We start from the raw sequence: 17257 nt of genomic DNA, 5'->3' as shown, positions 1-17257 counted from the left end.
TTGGCTGCCCTCTTAGCTAAAACTGTATTACAACACACTGCGTTTGAGCTGTTGTATCAGAACCTGCTTATTAGTCACTAAAACAGGTTCGTTACGTCGTTAAGATTAACACAGGTTATGTTAACGCAACGGCGGGAAGTATTACGGAGTGTCACATTCTAGCCGTTGCCCCCGCCGTTGTCTTTAAGATTCAGGAGAGTACATGGAGTTCAGCGTAAAAAGCGGTAGCCCGGAAAAACAACGCAGTGCCTGCATTGTCGTCGGCGTGTTTGAACCGCGTCGTCTGTCCCCTATTGCCGAACAACTCGATAAAATCAGCGACGGCTACATCAGCGCGTTGCTTCGCCGTGGTGAATTAGAAGGCAAAGTGGGGCAATCACTGCTTTTGCACCATGTACCTAACATTCTTTCCGAGCGCATTCTGCTGATTGGTTGCGGTAAAGAGCGCGAACTTGATGAACGCCAGTACAAACAGGTGATTCAGAAAACGATCAACGCGCTGAACGAAACCGGTTCGATGGAAGCGGTCTGCTTCCTGACCGAGCTGCACGTGAAAGGCCGTAATACGTACTGGAAAGTGCGTCAGGCGGTCGAAACCGCAAAAGAGACGCTGTACACCTTCGATCAGCTTAAGAGCAACAAGGTCGAGCTGCGCCGTCCGCTGCGCAAAATGGTCTTCAACGTGCCGACACGCCGTGAGCTGACCAGCGGCGAGCGCGCCATTCAGCACGGTCTGGCGATTGCTGCGGGCATCAAAGCCGCGAAAGATCTCGGCAACATGCCGCCGAATATCTGCAATGCCGCGTATCTGGCTTCGCAAGCGCGTCAACTGGCAGATACCTACAGCCAGAACATCATCACGCGCGTGATTGGTGAGCAGCAGATGAAAGAGCTGGGCATGAATGCCTATCTGGCCGTGGGTCAGGGCTCGCAGAATGAATCACTGATGTCCGTGATCGAATATAAAGGCGATCCAAATCCGGAAACCCGCCCGATTGTGCTGGTAGGCAAAGGGCTGACGTTCGATTCCGGCGGCATCTCCATCAAACCTGCCGATAGCATGGACGAAATGAAGTACGACATGTGCGGCGCAGCCACGGTCTACGGAGTGATGCGTATGGCGGCCGAACTGGCGCTGCCGTTGAATATCATCGGCGTGCTGGCGGGTTGTGAAAACATGGTCGATGGGCGCGCCTACCGTCCGGGCGACGTACTGACCACGATGTCCGGCCAAACGGTAGAAGTACTGAACACCGATGCGGAAGGCCGTCTGGTCTTGTGTGATACGCTGACCTACGTCGAGCGTTATGAGCCGGACGTAGTGATTGACGTCGCAACGCTGACCGGCGCGTGCGTGATTGCGCTGGGGCACCACATCACCGGGCTGATGGCGAACCACAATCCGCTGGCGCACGAGCTGTTGAGCGCGTCCGAGCAGTCTGGCGACCGCGCATGGCGTCTGCCGCTGACCGACGAATTCCAGGAACAGCTGGAATCCAATTTTGCCGATATGGCAAATATTGGTGGTCGTCCGGGCGGGGCGATTACCGCAGGCTGCTTCCTGTCGCGCTTTACGCGTAAGTACAGCTGGGCGCATCTGGATATCGCGGGCACCGCCTGGCGTTCTGGTAAAGCCAAAGGCGCAACAGGTCGCCCGGTCGCGCTGTTATCACAGTTCCTGCTTAACCGCGCCGGACAGAACGACGTAGAATAAGACTTTCACGTCAACGGCGATGACCAAAGCCAGCGATTGCCTTATCCTTATTAAGGTAATTGTCTATCGGGCCGGATATTCCGGCCCTTATCAATAGTGTAAACAATGAAAAACGCAACGTTCTATCTTCTCGAACACGACAGCAAAAGCGGTGAGCTCAGCGCCCATGAGGCACTGGCATGCGATCTGGCGGCAGAACGTTGGCGAGCAGGAAAGCGCGTGCTGATTGCCTGTGAAGACGAACAGCAGGCCATCAGACTGGACGAGGCACTGTGGCAACGCGATCCCAACGCCTTCGTGCCGCACAATCTGGCGGGCGAAGGGCCGCGTCACGGCGCACCGGTCGAACTGGCCTGGCCGCAGCGACGTGGCAACGCGCCACGGGATCTGCTGATCAGCCTATTGCCGCAGTTCGCAGATTTTGCCACCGCTTTCCATGAAGTGATAGACTTTGTCCCTTACGAAGACTCCTTGAAACAGTTGGCGCGCGACCGCTATAAAACCTATCGCAGCGTCGGCTTCCAATTGACCACGGCTACGCCGCCAACTCACTGAATTTTGAGCATAATGGAAACGAAATATAACCCGCAAGATATCGAGCAGCCACTCTACGAACACTGGGAAAAGCAAGGCTACTTCAAGCCGCACGGCGACACGAGTAAAGAAAGCTTCAGCATCATGATCCCGCCGCCCAACGTCACCGGCAGCTTGCATATGGGTCATGCTTTCCAGCAAACCATTATGGATACGTTGATTCGCTATCAGCGTATGCAGGGTAAAAATACCCTGTGGCAGGCGGGTACTGACCACGCCGGTATCGCCACGCAGATGGTCGTTGAGCGCAAGATCGCCGCAGAAGAAGGCAAAACTCGCCACGATTACGGCCGCGAAGCGTTCATCGACAAAATCTGGCAGTGGAAAGGCGAATCCGGTGGCAACATCACCAATCAGATGCGCCGTCTGGGCAACTCCGTTGACTGGGAACGCGAGCGCTTCACCATGGATGAAGGTCTGTCCAACGCGGTGAAAGAAGTTTTTGTCCGTCTGTATAAAGAAGACCTGATTTACCGCGGCAAGCGTCTGGTGAACTGGGATCCAAAACTGCGCACCGCAATTTCCGATCTGGAAGTAGAAAACCGCGAAGTGAAAGGGTCGATGTGGCACCTGCGCTATCCGCTGGCCGATGGCGTGAAAACCGCCGACGGGAAAGACTATCTGGTCGTCGCGACCACCCGCCCGGAAACCGTGCTGGGTGATACCGGCGTCGCCGTTAACCCGGAAGATCCACGTTATAAAGATCTGATCGGCAAAGAGGTGATCCTGCCGCTGATTGGCCGTCGTATTCCGATCGTTGGCGACGAACATGCCGATATGGAAAAAGGCACCGGCTGCGTGAAGATCACGCCAGCGCACGACTTCAACGACTACGAAGTTGGTAAACGTCATCAGTTGCCGATGGTCAATATCCTGACGTTCGACGGTGATATCCGCCAGAGCGCTGAAATTTTTGATACCAATGGCGAAGCCAGCACCGTTTGCAGCAGCGACATCCCCGAAGCCTTCCAGGGTCTGGAACGTTTTGCCGCACGTAAAGCGCTGGTCGCTGCATTCGATGAGCTTGGCCTGCTGGAAGAGATCAAAGCGCACGATCTGACCGTTCCTTACGGTGACCGTGGTGGCGTTGTCATTGAGCCGATGCTGACCGACCAGTGGTACGTGCGGGCTGCCGTGCTGGCTAAACCGGCGGTGGAAGCGGTGGAAGATGGCCGCATCCAGTTCGTACCAAAACAGTATGAAAACATGTACTTCAGCTGGATGCGCGACATTCAGGACTGGTGTATCTCCCGTCAGCTGTGGTGGGGTCACCGCATTCCGGCCTGGTACGATGCCAATGGCAACGTCTATGTCGGCCGCACCGAAGCGGAAGTTCGCAGTGAAAACAACCTCGCTGATGATGTCGTTCTGAATCAGGACGAAGACGTACTGGATACCTGGTTCTCATCCGGGCTGTGGACGTTCTCTACGCTGGGTTGGCCAGAGCAAACGCCCGATCTGAAAGCGTTCCACCCAAGCAGCGTGATGGTCAGCGGTTTCGACATCATCTTCTTCTGGATTGCCCGCATGATCATGCTAACCATGCACTTCATCAAAGATGAAGACGGCAAACCACAGGTGCCATTCCATACCGTCTACATGACCGGCCTGATCCGTGATGATGAAGGCCAGAAGATGTCCAAATCCAAAGGGAACGTGATCGACCCGCTGGATATGGTCGACGGCATTTCCTTGGAAGCGCTGCTGGAAAAACGTACTGGCAACATGATGCAGCCGCAGCTGGCGGAAAAAATCCGCAAGCGCACCGAGAAACAGTTCCCGAACGGCATCGAGCCGCACGGTACGGACGCTCTGCGCTTCACGCTGGCGGCGTTGGCCTCTACTGGCCGCGACATCAACTGGGACATGAAGCGTCTGGAAGGTTACCGCAACTTCTGTAACAAGCTGTGGAACGCCAGCCGTTTTGTGCTGATGAACACCGAAGATCAGGATTGCGGCTTTGGTGCAGGCGAGAAAGTACTGTCGCTGGCTGACCGCTGGATTCTGGCGGAATTCAACCGCACGGTGAAAGCCTACCGCGAGGCGCTGGATGGTTACCGCTTTGATATTGCGGCCAACATTCTGTACGAATTCACCTGGAACCAGTTCTGCGACTGGTATCTGGAGCTGACGAAACCGGTGATGAATGGCGGTTCAGAAGCGGAACTGCGCGGTACGCGTCATACGCTGGTGACCGTGCTGGAAGCGTTGCTGCGTCTGGCACATCCGATTATTCCGTTCATTACCGAAACCATCTGGCTACGCGTTAAAGCGCTGAAAGGCATTAGCGCCGATACGATCATGTTGCAGCCGTTCCCTGAGTTCGATGCCGCGCAGGAAGATACGCTGGCGCTGAACGATCTAGAGTGGATCAAGCAGGCGATTATCGCGGTGCGTAACATTCGTGCGGAAATGAACATCGCGCCGGGCAAACCGCTGGAAGTCTTACTGCGTGATGTCACTGGTGAAGCACAGCGCCGCGTGGAAGAGAACCGCAGCTTTATCCAAACGCTGGCGCGTCTGGAAAGCATTACGCTGCTGCCTGCGGGCGATAAAGGTCCGGTTTCCGTCACTAAACTCATTGATGGTGCCGAGCTGTTAATTCCGATGGCAGGCCTGATCGATAAAGCGGCAGAGCTGGATCGTCTGACGAAAGAAGTAGCGAAAATCGAAGCAGAGATTGAGCGCATCGAAAGCAAGCTGTCCAACGAAGGCTTTGTGGCACGCGCGCCGGAAGCGGTCGTAGCCAAAGAGCGTGAGAAGCTGGACGGTTACGCCGTAGCGAAAGCTAAACTACTGGAGCAGCACGCGGTCATCGCTGCGCTGTAACGCTCACCGATTTTCTAGCGGTAGTACGGTAAGTACGAAAGCCTCGTTGCAAAACGAGGCTTTTTATTTTATTTGCTTCATACGATGCGTAAATGGAGTAACACAATGAGCAACACGAATCATGCTGAGGTCAGTAAGTTTCTTAGCTACGTTTTACGGCATAAGCCCGAAGCCATTGGGCTAACGCTGAGCAGCGAAGGCTGGGCAAACATAGCGGAATTGATTAGCGGTGCGGCAAAAGATGGACGCCTTCTTACCAGAGAAGTGATTCAGTCTGTCGTCGACAGCAGCGACAAAAAGCGTTTTTCTATTTCGGCGGATGGGTTATCGATTCGCGCAGCGCAGGGGCACTCGTCATCACAGGTCGATATGCGTTACGAGCCCAAAGCGCCGCCCGAGTTGCTTTACCACGGCACCGCAACACGATTTGTTGACTCGATAAATCAGCAGGGTTTGCTTCCTGGTTCACGTCAGTATGTGCACTTGTCTGCCGATGAAGCTACAGCGATAAATGTCGGTCAACGGCACGGCAAGCCCGTGGTATTAACAATAAAGGCGCGGGAAATGCATCAACAAGGGTTTGTTTTTTATCAGGCGGATAACGGCGTCTGGCTAACGCTGACGGTTCCTGTGCCGTTTATCGCGTCCACGCCATTGATTGATTGATGAATGAATGCATGTATGAATCGCCTGTCTTCGCCGCCCACATAACAGTAGCGAAAACAGGCGATAAACTCATTTAACAACTAGCGCGCATCGGCCAGCGCAATGTTACGGCGCAAACCGGGCAGCACGTTGTCCATTTCCATGTTTTCTCTTGCGATCTGGAAACGGGAAACGGATTGCTGCAGATTAATAACCTGCTCCTGAAGTGAATTCGCTGAGGTCGCCACTTCTGATACCAGGGACGCATTCTGCTGAGTCACACCATCCATCTGATTGATGGCGATATTGATCTGCGAAATACCGCGGCTCTGCTCGCTGGAAGCCAGCGTGATCTCATCCATGATATCGACCACTTTTTTCACATCCATCAGCACTTCGTCCATGGTGTTACCCGCGACTTCAACCAGCCCAGCGCCCTTTTCAATGCGGCTGAGAGAATCATCGATCATGGTGCCGATCTCTTTCGCTGCCGTCGCACTGCGCGCAGCCAGCATCCGCACTTCGGAAGCCACCACCGCAAAACCTTTACCGTATTGACCCGCACGCGCAGATTCCACCGCAGCGTTCAACGCCAGCAGATTGGTCTGGAAGGCGATGCCGTCGATCACACCAACAATGTCGGAGATCTTGGCGGAGCTCTGCTTGATGGAACGCATGGTATCCACCACTTCAGAAACGACATTCCCGCCGCGAGACGCGGAATTAGAGGCTTTCAGCGCCAGATCGTTGGCTTTACGCGTGTTGTCTTCGTTGTTTTTCACCGTCGACATGATCTGTTCCATGCTTGAAGCAGTTTCATCCAACGAGGCCGCCTGCTGTTCGGTACGGCTAGAGAGATCGATGTTGCCGGAGGCAATTTCCTCGACACCGACGCTGATCGCATCGGTTCCGTTACGCACTACGCGCACCATGTTTTCCAGCCCGTCACGCATACGTTGAACCGCGGCAAACAGCTGTGCGATTTCATTTTTTCCGCTGCTATCAATCTGCGCCCGCAGGTCGCCTTCGGCGATGCGGTCAAAGACGGAAATCGCCTGATTCAGTGGTTTCACGATCATGTTGGTCATCACAGACCAGGCCAGTACCGCCAGCAGCAGCGCACAGGCAATCGCACCGTACAGGATGACTTCCATCTGTTGCACACGCCCATTTGAATCCGCGTAGGCTTCATCAATGCTCTTCAGCTTGAAGGCAACCAGCGCTTTAGAGGATTTATCAAACGCGGCATACAGCACTGTCGATTTCCCGGCGCGCTGGCGATATTCATCCAGATTCCCTGCGTTAAGCGCCGCAAATGCCGGATCGATAAACTCCTGCATCAGCGTATTGCGTTTCTCGGCCATGTCCGAAGAAATGACTTTCTCCGCTTCGGACTGCGGGTATTTCAGGTATTCCTGCCACTTTTCACTGGCACCGTCGACCTTGCCTCTGGCACGCCCTAACGCGACTTTAGCTGCCTCGACATCCCCTTTCCCCATTAATGATTCGTACAGACGCAAATCCAACCGACCACGCAACAGCAATTCTGAGCTGTCATTCAGCGCAACCAGCCCTGGCAGCACTTCCATATCGACGCGAGCAAATGATTTATTCCCAGACTGAACGGCAACCAACCCTAACACGCCGACGAAAAGCAGTAACGCCGCTAACGAAAACACCATCATGCTGAGTGCAGTACGGATCTTTATCTTACGAAACATAAATTATCCCTGTGGCCTAAAAAATAAGAAAGGATGAGCGCCAGCTCCAGAGCAGAGCCGTTCCGTTATTTACGTAATAGTCGTTATTCAATTTCCAGACGTGTGAATTTCCACGAACTGAAATAAACTCGTTATAAAACCGTAATAAAATAAAGAAACGTATAAAGAAAACGATGACCGACAGAAAGAGACTTTCTGTCGGTCATGCGTTTTTATTTTTTATTATTTTTCTGAGACGGATTCTTTTCTAAAAAACGTTGTAGCTCATCTTTATAAAACTTCGCCGACATCATGGTGCCATGCCCGCTGGTATCTTTGCTGGCGGGAATAAGGAACAATGTTGCCTGCTTAATTTTCTTAAGCTCATTCTCCAGAATGCCTGTTTCAATAGGATTACGCTCATCATCCGCAGAGTTAATCACCAGAACAGGTGCCTTAATTTTATTCAGTTCCGGTGCCGCGTTATAATTTGCAGACGAACCCCAGATATAAATAAAGTCATTCGCATCGCTGGTTGATGGTGCCGCAAGGCGATCTTCTACCAGTTTGTCCGCCTGCGCGCGCGTCGGCGCTTTGCTCTGGTATGCCAGCGTGCCGCCAGTGGTGGCGATACTGAACATAATGCTGGCCGTTTTCAGCGTTGGCGGCTGTTGCGTGTAGTCGCCGTTATTCCACGTTGGATCGTTCTTGATGGATTCAATCAAGATGCGGCGCATCATCCAGTTACGACCAGATAACTCATTTGGCAGCGATGCCATTGGCACTAGCGCATCCATCATGTTTGGGTATTTTTCACCCCAGAGCCAGGTTTGCATGCCGCCCATGGAATATCCCATCACCAGGCGCAGGTGGTTAATACCCAGTCCTTCTTTGATTAAGCGATATTGTGCCTGCACCATATCGTTATAATCGTACTGCGGGAATTTCATCCGTAAGCCGTCTGACGGTTTTGACGATTTTCCAGAACCGATACTCTCCGGCATGATAATAAAGTATTTGCTGCTATCCAGCGCCTGACCCGGTCCGAACAGCTCACCGCCAAAGCCATTGGCTAGCAGTGATTTAATCGGCTGGTTCGTTCCATGTAGCAGTAAGACAGCGGGCTTGGTTTTATCACCGATCGTGTAGTAGTGAATACGCAGATCTTTTAATTTTTCGCCGCTGTTGAAGGTAAATTCTGGCGCAATCCAGTCGCCTTCTTTGGGGTCTGGGAAATTGGCCTGTGCATACGTTAATGGTGACAGCATTAACAGAAATGCGCCCACCACCCCTGATAGAATTCGATTAATCATAAATAACTCTTCGGTAATCATGAAGTCGTGAAGCCGCGATTTTAATGTCTATTAGGAAAAATCCCAATAAACATAAGCGAACTAATAATAAAAAGAGATTATTGTCTGGTTTTTTTATTTAACGCGAGAGATTCTACAGATAGTTTTTAATAGGATGATATTTAACGTATTCATGTTAATCGTCCGGCTACGCGGCTCATGCTTTGCGCTCGACATTCGCGTTTATAAAAACAGCAAAGCGCGCTTTTTTTGTTCAAATATCTAGTCATACTCTAAATAATTCGAGTTTCAGGACAAAACGTTAACGTTTTGAATAACGCAAAGCGTTAGCCCTTTAGGGCGATGCTCAGCCATGAGCATCGTAACGCGGCAAGCGAAGGAATCCCGATGAGCTTACTCAGGTAAGTGATTCGGGTGAGTGAGCGTAGCCAACGCACATGCAACTTGAAGTATGACGAGTATAGAAGGAGATCGTGTGCGGCGACACCGCACACGATTGACACAGGCAGGGTTAGATTGGAGGTGAGAATCAAGATCTGAGGATTAGTGCTTATTCATCTCGCTTTCAATGGCTTTCAGCCGCTCATCCATATCCGGGTGCGTACTCAGCCAGTCTGGTAAATCCAGCGAATCAATTTCATCATGACTGCGGTCGTTATTGATCAACGCCCGATACATCGCCTGCATCGACTGAAGCGAACGCCCTTGCTGCTGCATTTCTGCTATTGCCCATGCATCGGCTTCCCGTTCCATATCGCGAGAAAACTGCATCTCGTTGATAAAAGCAGCAGACTGCAACAAGGTATCCCCGACGCCGCTGACATCTCCTGTCATCCACATGAACGTCAGCGATACCAGCGATGAACGAACCACCATGCGCATGGGGTGGCGATAGGCGTGGTGCCCCATTTCATGCAGCATCACCGCGGCCAGCTCGTTGTCATTTTTCGCCAGCTTAACCAGATCGTCACTGATAATCAGTGTGCCATCCGCCAGCATAAAAGCATTCGGCCCGATAGGCGCAGACATAATCTCCAGGCGCAGCGGCGTTTTGTCTTCCCGCATATCCGCGGGCATAACCTGCTGAAACAGCGCTTGCATCGCCTGTTGGCGCTCAGCAGGCAGTTTGGAAGGTTTAAAATCACTGTGCTGCAGCAGCTTCATCGTACTTTGTCCTAGCTGCTGTTCGATGGCAGTAGGTATCTGAAGTGCCAGCGCAGAACTTGCCCACGGCAGTACCACGTAAACGTAGTTTATGACGAGCAAGATTGTGGCGAGTAGCGTGAGAATGACACCACGCTTATGGCGTTCCAGACGATGGACAAGTCCCGGGCGACGTCGGGCGGAATACCACGCGCGAAAAGTGGGATCGTCGGCAGGAACAAAGCGACCACCGTCAGGAAATGTGAGCGTTAGAGGAATAGAGCCCAGCGCATCGGAAACCGTGACCTGCTCTAAGGCAAATGTCGTATTCGATGATCCGGTGCTCAGCACCATCATCGAACCGTTGTCCGATAAATGAAGAGAAGCGGCCACGCGGGCCGCCAATCCGGGGTATTGATAATGCCCCTTAATATTCATATTCCTGCCTTAGAGACCGACACCCAAATCGAGCGCCTGCACGGCTTCTTCGGCCAGTGCGCTGTTTGCTGTGTCCTGATGAGCCTGAACATGCAGCAGTGCCAGATCGCCTTCAACCGCTGTCGCATTTGCGATATAGCGTGCATGACGAATCTCTGCCACTGGTGCAGCCCAACCCAAAGAGAAAATAGTGATCAGGCTATTGGTTATCAGCAGCCCCATGTAAGACAGCGTTTGCATGGAAGAGTGCAATTTCACACCACCATTCAGCGACGTCTGGTTAAACAGATAATTACGCTGTGCGACCACCAGATAGCTGCTGGAAACCAGCACACCCAGTAGCGCCACAATGAACATCATAATAAAATTAAAAGCATTGCTCAGCAGCATCATGGCAATGGTTTCCGAATCTGCGCCCATCATAATGATCTGATACAGCGTAAAAAAGAACGACCCCATGAATGACAGCGCGGCGATCAAGAAAGGAACAAAAATCAGCAGGCTAATCAGGGCGAATTTAATAAACGCCGCTTTCGTCAACTCCGCTTTAAACGCCGTTTTACCGAAGAACAGGTTATTAACATAGAGATCGAGCTGCATCATTTTCATGATGCCATTGACCGCTGCAAACCCTGGAACCACCAGCGCCAGCACGATGAGTGTAATGATAATCGGGCTATCGCTCTGCATACCAATGAACATCGCCACCGCTAAAACAGCATAAAAAGCCAGCAGCAGCAGAATAGGGCAAAGCAGCAACACCCAATACGCGCGCCCCGTCTGGCAATGATAATTAAAGCGAATACCACGATAGCTGGACATAATAGCGTCATAACGCCAGTTGCGGATCACGATAATCGGAACCAATGCCGCAAATGCCAGCGCGATAACCGTGGCAAGCACGGGTGAAAAACTCAATATGATATAAAACAGAATGATCCCAGCGATAACCAGCAAACGCCCTTTGAGAATCTGAATGGGATCCGCATGATAATCAAAACGGTCACCGTTAATTTCCGTATTGCCGTAGAAATAACGGCGGCGGCGCACTGTCGCCCAGGCAGAATAAATACCTAAGGTGATTATCGTTAATAACGCATTCACCAGCCAAATTGCAAAATATTCCCCAGCCTTACCATGAAACTGCACGCGATGCTGCGCGCTATTTTCTGAAGTATTGATAGTCATAGACCTTTCATCCTAAAAGAAATAAGCCTTATAAACGCTTCATTCGACACGTTATTGGCATACAAAAAGCGGCTTATTTAAGCATGTCTTGTTAACGACAACAATAAAAGTTAACAGTAATTAAACAACTGCATAGTCTTATAAATCGTAAGGAATAGCGCACCTCAATATTTATATCTTGAGAGATTGCAGGAAATTTTACTTATATCTTAGGTAATTCGAGCTCCAGGGTGTCATGTTATGGCGTTAACAGTAGAAAATGCTGGCGCGTTAGTGTGGATATAAAATAAAAATCACCGCAGATACCCCCCGAAGCACAGCAGGAAGAACGGGGATAGGCGTTGCATCAATGTGGTCTGAAATGGTATTACAATCGGCCAGGATCAATTCCCCTCGTAAACCGTAAGAGCAAGAGTACGTATTATGACAACCGCGACCTCCGCCAATCTTCAGGTACGCCCAATCACCGCGCAGGACGATGCCGCTATCGCTCAGGTCATCCGTCAGGTTTCTGCCGAATTTGGCTTGACGGCCGATAAAGGCTACACCGTTTCCGATCCTAATTTGGACGCGCTGTTTGCCCTCTATAGCCAGCCGCAAAGCGCCTACTGGGTGGTGGAATATGAAGGCCGCGTGGTTGGCGGTGGCGGCATTGCCCCGCTGGTCGCAGGTGAAGACGATGTGTGTGAATTACAGAAAATGTATTTCCTGCCCGTCGTGCGGGGAAAAGGGCTGGCACGTCAGCTGGCGATACAGGCGCTTGATTTTGCTCGTCAGCACGGCTTTCGCCGCTGCTATCTGGAAACAACTGGCCACCTGACCAGCGCGATCCGACTGTATGAGTCACTGGGCTTCGAGCTGATTCCCCACTCAATGGGCAACACGGGCCACACCGACTGTGAAGTGACGATGCTGAAGGTACTGTAGTTGAAGGTACTGTAATAGGCTGAAAGTACGATAATAATGCGTTGTGATGCCGAATAAAAAACGCCGCGGGCTTCCTGCGGCGTTTTCTGTGAGGCGTGTTCTTTCGAGTTAGTGACTCAATAATTAGTGGCGCTTGCCGTCATCATCTTCATCATAAAAATCTTCATCATCCCCGTCTTCTTCGCCTTCACCATCTGGATCTTCGAAGTAGGTGCCCCAACCGTCGTAATTCACACCGTGACGTTCTGCCAGCGCCAGCAGCTGTTCTACCTGTGCGTCGATCAGCTCAGCCTTCAGCGCAACTTCACTGATAGCATCGCAGCACATTAGCAACACGCCATCTTCCACTTCCAGTTCTTCCGCATCCGTCACTTCATAGCCCAGCTTGAAGGCTTCTACAGCGACTTTTTCCAACACTTCAAACTTCTCAGCAGAGAAATGGTGTTCAATGGTATAGAGCGCGTCAGGATCGCTGCCATCATCCAGCAGCTCTTCAATGATCAGGCGTGTTTCTTCCCGTTGCTCTTCCAGTAATTCGCGGTTTGCCATGCCTCAGTCCTCATTAAACGACGTAATATTACTTATTGTCCCACAGCCCTGCGGCTTGCTCCACCACAAAGTTTGATATCACCACTTGAATTTGAATAATTACACATATAAAGTGAATTTTAATTCAACCAATGGTGTTGAGCCACATGGAGAGGTACATCATGCAACCGTTCTATAAGCGTCACTTTTTAAGGTTAATGGATTTTACACCCGCAGAAATTGCCAATCTTTTAGCCCTGTCAACGAAACTGAAAGCCGACAAAAAAAACGGGACAGAAGACCGCCGTCTGCAAGGTAAAAACATCGCACTCATCTTCGAAAAAGATTCGACTCGTACTCGCTGCTCTTTCGAAGTTGCTGCATACGATCAGGGCGCGCAAGTGACCTATCTTGGCCCAAGCGGCAGCCAAATCGGCCATAAAGAATCCATCAAGGATACGGCACGCGTGCTGGGAAGAATGTACGACGGCATTCAATATCGCGGCTATGGTCAGCAAATTGTCGAAACGCTGGCGCAATACGCGGGCGTTCCGGTCTGGAACGGGCTGACGAACGAATTCCACCCTACTCAGCTGCTGGCGGATCTGCTGACGATGCAAGAGCATTTGCCGGGTAAAACGCTGTCAGAGATGACGCTCGTCTATGTTGGCGATGCACGCAACAACATGGGTAACACCATGCTGGAAGCGGCGGCGCTGACCGGGCTGAATTTACGTCTTGTTGCGCCAAAAGCCTGCTGGCCAGATGACGGTCTGGTGGCTGAGTGTCAGGCAGCGGCAGAACAAACCGGCGGCAGCATTACGCTGACGGAAGATATCGCCGCGGGCGTCGCGGGAGCAGATTTTATTTATACCGACGTCTGGGTTTCTATGGGGGAACCAAAAGAGACCTGGAAAGAGCGTATCGCGCTGCTGAAACCGTATCAGGTAAACATGGCAATGATCGCCGCGACGGGTAATCCGCAGGTGAAGTTCCTGCACTGCCTGCCCGCGTTCCACGACGATCAGACGACGATGGGCCAACAAATGGCGGAGCAGTATGGTCTGCACGGTGGAATGGAAGTCACGGATGAGGTCTTTGAATCCGCGCACAGCATCGTGTTCGATCAGGCGGAAAATCGCATGCACACCATCAAAGCGGTGATGGTCGCCACGCTGGTACAGGATTAAGGTTGACTTCCCTCCCCTGAGCGGGGAGGGAAAGGCTTTCCAGCGGTTTACACCACCAGTGACGCGTCGATTTTCACCACGGCTTTGCGCACGTGCGCAGGTTCACCAACGGCACACAGCGGTTTGTGCACTTCGCCTGGGAAGAAGACGACAAAATCCCCTTCCTGCATCACAAACTGTTTTTCCTGCTCGCCCGCAGGCAGGAAAGCAATGTCTTTATCTGCCAGCCAGTCGGTATCCGGCGTGCCCGCAGGCAGGTTACTGAACGTCATCCCTTCCACACCGGACAGCACAATCTGAATGTCCAGATATTTGGCGTGATACTCAGCGCGGCGCTTTTCCAGCAGATCGGTGCTGTCGTTGGAGATCAGCACAAACACGCTGTTGCCCTCGATATCATGCTTGCCCAGCGGCGTGTCTGCCGTAATGTTTTGCTTCACGTATTCAATCGCTTCGCGCAGTTTGGCAGGCAGATAAGGAACCAGTTCAAGGTGGTGGACGTTGCCAGTAATCATAAAAACCCTCATTGATATAAAAATGAAACCCTGTTTTACAATCCTTATACTCTCCAAATGTGACGCCCGCCAGCGTGTTAATACGAAAAAGTGAACTGCCCACCACTCTTCTCTATCGGCCTTCTCCCACTCACGAACGTTATGCATACAGCACGCGACCCGCAACCGATTGCTATGCGTAAAAAACCACGTTTTCTGCTTGAAATAGCCTAGTCGGCGCGTATAATTCCCGACAGTTTGCCGGGAGGGGTCATGCACCGTTACACCAAAAAATCCGCTGCTTATGTTGGTTCTCAACCACAACTGCCATCCGGCAGCCAGCCAGCGTTTTCCTTTCCGTTGCTCAATTATTCAATGAAGAAAGCCCCTCAATGAGGGGCTTTTTTTTGGCCCACAATCCGGGCAACCAGATACAACATTTCCTGTGTACACGTTAGGAGAAAGACAACATGGTCAATCCGCTCTATCAAAAACATATTATTTCGATTAACGACCTCAGTCGGGAAGATTTGGAACTGACGCTGCGTGTCGCTGCCAGCCTGAAAGCCAATCCTCAGCCTGAGTTGTTGAAACATAAAGTGATTGCCAGTTGCTTCTTCGAGGCCTCCACCCGGACGCGTTTATCCTTTGAAACCGCGATGCATCGCCTCGGTGCCTCCGTCGTCGGTTTCGCTGACAGCAACAACACGTCGCTGGGGAAAAAGGGCGAAACGCTGGCCGACACCATTTCCGTCATCAGCCAATACGTGGATGCCATCGTCATGCGTCACCCGCAGGAAGGCGCTTCCCGCCTGGCGACCGAGTTCTCCGGCGGTATTCCGATTCTGAACGCTGGCGACGGCGCGAACCAACACCCGACGCAGACGCTGCTCGACTTGTTCACCATTCAGGAAACGCAGGGCCGACTGAATAACATCAATATCGCGATGGTCGGTGATTTGAAATACGGCCGCACCGTGCATTCACTCACGCAGGCGCTGGCGAAGTTCGAAGGCAACCGCTTCTACTTCATCGCCCCGGACGCGTTGGCAATGCCGGACTATATTCTGAGCATGCTGAAAGAGAAGAATATCGCTTACAGCCTGCACAACAGCATCGATGATGTCGTCGGCGAGCTGGATATTCTGTACATGACGCGCGTGCAGAAAGAACGTCTGGATCCGTCCGAATACATCAACATCAAATCCCAGTTTGTTCTGCGCGCCGCCGACCTGCACAGCGCCCGCCCGAATTTGAAAGTACTGCACCCGCTGCCGCGAGTTGATGAGATCACCATTGATGTGGATGCCACGCCTTACGCCTATTATTTCCAGCAGGCGGGCAACGGTATTTACGCCCGTCAGGCGCTGCTGGCGCTGGTCCTGAATCGCGAACTGGTTCTGTAAGAGGAAGAAGCCATCATGACACACGATAATAAATTACAGGTTGAAGCGATCAAACGTGGCACGGTGATCGACCACATTCCCGCACAGGTGGGTTTTAAGCTGCTGACGCTGTTTAAACTGACCGCGACAGACCAGCGCATCACTATCGGCCTGAATTTGCCGTCCAACCATCTTGGGCGCAAAGATCTGATCAAGATCGAAAACGTTTTCCTGACCGAACAGCAGGCGAATCAGTTGGCGATCTATGCACCGCAGGCGACCGTCAATCAGATCGATGATTATGACGTGGTGCGCAAGCTGGTGCCGACACTGCCAGACCACATTACTGGCGTGCTCACCTGCCCTAACAGCAACTGCATCAGCCGCAGCGAACCGGTGTCATCGTCATTCAGCGTGAAACAGCGTGACGGCGACGTTCACCTGAAGTGTAAGTACTGCGAGAAAGAGTTTGAGCGTCAGGCAGTGCTGCAAGATCGCTAGTTTTCTTCGTTGCCCCGCGATGAGCATTGCCTGTCGTGGGGCTTTTTTGAATAATGGCGGCGTCCGCGTTTCTTTTACGCCCCCATCAAGGAGATACCATGTCACGCATTATCAGCACTGAGCACGCCCCAGCCGCCATCGGCCCTTATGTTCAGGGCGTCGACCTTGGCAGCATGATCTTCACGTCCGGCCAGATCCCTGTGCACCCGAAAAGCGGTCTGGTAGCAGATAACATCACCGCTCAGACTCGTCAGTCACTGGAAAACGTTCAGGCGATCGTAGAAGCCGCTGGCCTGAAAGTTTCCGATATCGTGAAAATGACCGTATTCGTGAAAGACCTGCACGATTTCGCTCTGGTCAACACCGCATATGAAGCCTTCTTCAACGAGCATAGCGCACCGTTCCCAGCTCGCTCTTGTGTTGAAGTCGCACGCCTGCCAAAAGACGTGAAGATCGAGATCGAAGCGATCGCCGTTCGTCGCTAAATATCACCTTAATATCCCCAAAAAGCGCACGGTAGCCAGTGCGCTTTTTTTCTGTTCTTTCTTTCACCACAACAACATTATTGACATTCCCATCACACATCACGGTCAAAAAACAAACAAATTTCCGCCAAGCCGCGCGTAGCAAGCCTTCCCACTCCCAGCGCCTTTTTTGACTATTTTTTG

Annotated in this window: 16 protein-coding genes; 10 read left to right on the top strand and 6 right to left on the bottom strand. The window is 52.0% G+C overall.

The window, feature by feature from the left end; all coding sequences use genetic code 11:
• The first annotated feature begins 202 nt into the window (after window positions 1-202).
• From pepA to HP572_RS22380, 4 genes are all read left to right on the top strand, one after another.
• A complete protein-coding gene (pepA, locus tag HP572_RS22395) occupies window positions 203-1714 on the top strand; it encodes a leucyl aminopeptidase (protein ID WP_010284628.1) in 1512 nt (503 codons plus the stop codon).
• Between the two features lie 105 nt (window positions 1715-1819).
• Window positions 1820-2269: a DNA polymerase III subunit chi gene (locus tag HP572_RS22390; RefSeq protein ID WP_010284626.1), complete on the top strand. Its 450-nt coding sequence runs from the start codon at window positions 1820-1822 to the stop codon at window positions 2267-2269.
• A 12-nt stretch (window positions 2270-2281) separates the two neighbouring features.
• Entirely contained in the window at window positions 2282-5137 is a 2856-nt protein-coding gene (locus HP572_RS22385) for a valine--tRNA ligase (protein ID WP_205554040.1), read from the top strand.
• Window positions 5138-5242: 105 nt separating this feature from the next.
• Window positions 5243-5803, top strand: coding sequence for an RNA 2'-phosphotransferase (locus HP572_RS22380; protein WP_240584367.1), 561 nt, complete (start codon window positions 5243-5245; stop codon window positions 5801-5803).
• An 80-nt stretch (window positions 5804-5883) separates the two neighbouring features.
• On the opposite strand, the gene HP572_RS22375 is transcribed toward HP572_RS22380, so the two are convergent.
• The 4 genes from HP572_RS22375 to HP572_RS22360 form a co-directional block, all read right to left on the bottom strand.
• The gene (locus tag HP572_RS22375) at window positions 5884-7503 is read right to left on the bottom strand and encodes a methyl-accepting chemotaxis protein (RefSeq protein ID WP_240584366.1); all 1620 of its coding nucleotides are present in this window, start codon (window positions 7501-7503) and stop codon (window positions 5884-5886) included.
• 212 nt (window positions 7504-7715) lie between these two features.
• Entirely contained in the window at window positions 7716-8795 is a 1080-nt protein-coding gene (locus HP572_RS22370) for an alpha/beta fold hydrolase (protein ID WP_240584365.1), read from the bottom strand.
• A 543-nt stretch (window positions 8796-9338) separates the two neighbouring features.
• Window positions 9339-10376, bottom strand: coding sequence for a M48 family metallopeptidase (locus HP572_RS22365; RefSeq protein ID WP_240584364.1), 1038 nt, complete (start codon window positions 10374-10376; stop codon window positions 9339-9341).
• A 9-nt stretch (window positions 10377-10385) separates the two neighbouring features.
• A complete protein-coding gene (locus HP572_RS22360; protein WP_240584363.1) occupies window positions 10386-11564 on the bottom strand; it encodes a YjgN family protein in 1179 nt (392 codons plus the stop codon).
• Between the two features lie 423 nt (window positions 11565-11987).
• On the opposite strand from HP572_RS22360, the gene HP572_RS22355 reads away from it, so the two are divergent.
• Complete coding sequence (locus tag HP572_RS22355) at window positions 11988-12491, top strand: GNAT family N-acetyltransferase (protein ID WP_205554051.1); 504 nt, start codon at window positions 11988-11990, stop codon at window positions 12489-12491.
• A 123-nt stretch (window positions 12492-12614) separates the two neighbouring features.
• Here the strand turns inward: HP572_RS22355 and rraB are convergent, their stop codons facing one another.
• Complete coding sequence (rraB, locus tag HP572_RS22350) at window positions 12615-13040, bottom strand: ribonuclease E inhibitor RraB (RefSeq protein ID WP_010298271.1); 426 nt, start codon at window positions 13038-13040, stop codon at window positions 12615-12617.
• A gap of 161 nt (window positions 13041-13201) precedes the next feature.
• Here rraB and argF point away from each other — a divergent pair, with 161 nt between their 5' ends.
• Complete coding sequence (gene argF / locus HP572_RS22345; RefSeq protein WP_240584362.1) at window positions 13202-14209, top strand: ornithine carbamoyltransferase; 1008 nt, start codon at window positions 13202-13204, stop codon at window positions 14207-14209.
• Between the two features lie 47 nt (window positions 14210-14256).
• Here the strand turns inward: argF and HP572_RS22340 are convergent, their stop codons facing one another.
• The gene (locus HP572_RS22340; protein ID WP_095993515.1) at window positions 14257-14724 is read right to left on the bottom strand and encodes a YhcH/YjgK/YiaL family protein; all 468 of its coding nucleotides are present in this window, start codon (window positions 14722-14724) and stop codon (window positions 14257-14259) included.
• Window positions 14725-14976: 252 nt separating this feature from the next.
• On the opposite strand from HP572_RS22340, the gene HP572_RS22945 reads away from it, so the two are divergent.
• The 4 genes from HP572_RS22945 to ridA all read left to right on the top strand — a co-directional run bounded on the left by HP572_RS22945 (window position 14977) and on the right by ridA (window position 17074).
• Window positions 14977-15099, top strand: a complete 123-nt coding sequence (locus tag HP572_RS22945; RefSeq protein ID WP_256462086.1) for a hypothetical protein — start codon at window positions 14977-14979, stop codon at window positions 15097-15099.
• Window positions 15100-15173: 74 nt separating this feature from the next.
• Entirely contained in the window at window positions 15174-16109 is a 936-nt protein-coding gene (pyrB, locus tag HP572_RS22335) for an aspartate carbamoyltransferase (protein ID WP_010298257.1), read from the top strand.
• Window positions 16110-16124: 15 nt separating this feature from the next.
• Window positions 16125-16589: an aspartate carbamoyltransferase regulatory subunit gene (pyrI, locus tag HP572_RS22330; protein WP_010284552.1), complete on the top strand. Its 465-nt coding sequence runs from the start codon at window positions 16125-16127 to the stop codon at window positions 16587-16589.
• A gap of 98 nt (window positions 16590-16687) precedes the next feature.
• Window positions 16688-17074, top strand: a complete 387-nt coding sequence (gene ridA, locus HP572_RS22325; RefSeq protein WP_014913940.1) for a 2-iminobutanoate/2-iminopropanoate deaminase — start codon at window positions 16688-16690, stop codon at window positions 17072-17074.
• Window positions 17075-17257: the final 183 nt, after the last annotated feature.

Source organism: Pectobacterium sp. PL64 (genome assembly GCF_022477975.1).
In the GTDB taxonomy this organism is placed as follows: domain Bacteria; phylum Pseudomonadota; class Gammaproteobacteria; order Enterobacterales; family Enterobacteriaceae; genus Pectobacterium; species Pectobacterium jejuense.
The sequence above is the reverse complement of the archived record's forward strand: the minus strand, read 5'-3'. Positions and strand labels throughout refer to the sequence as shown.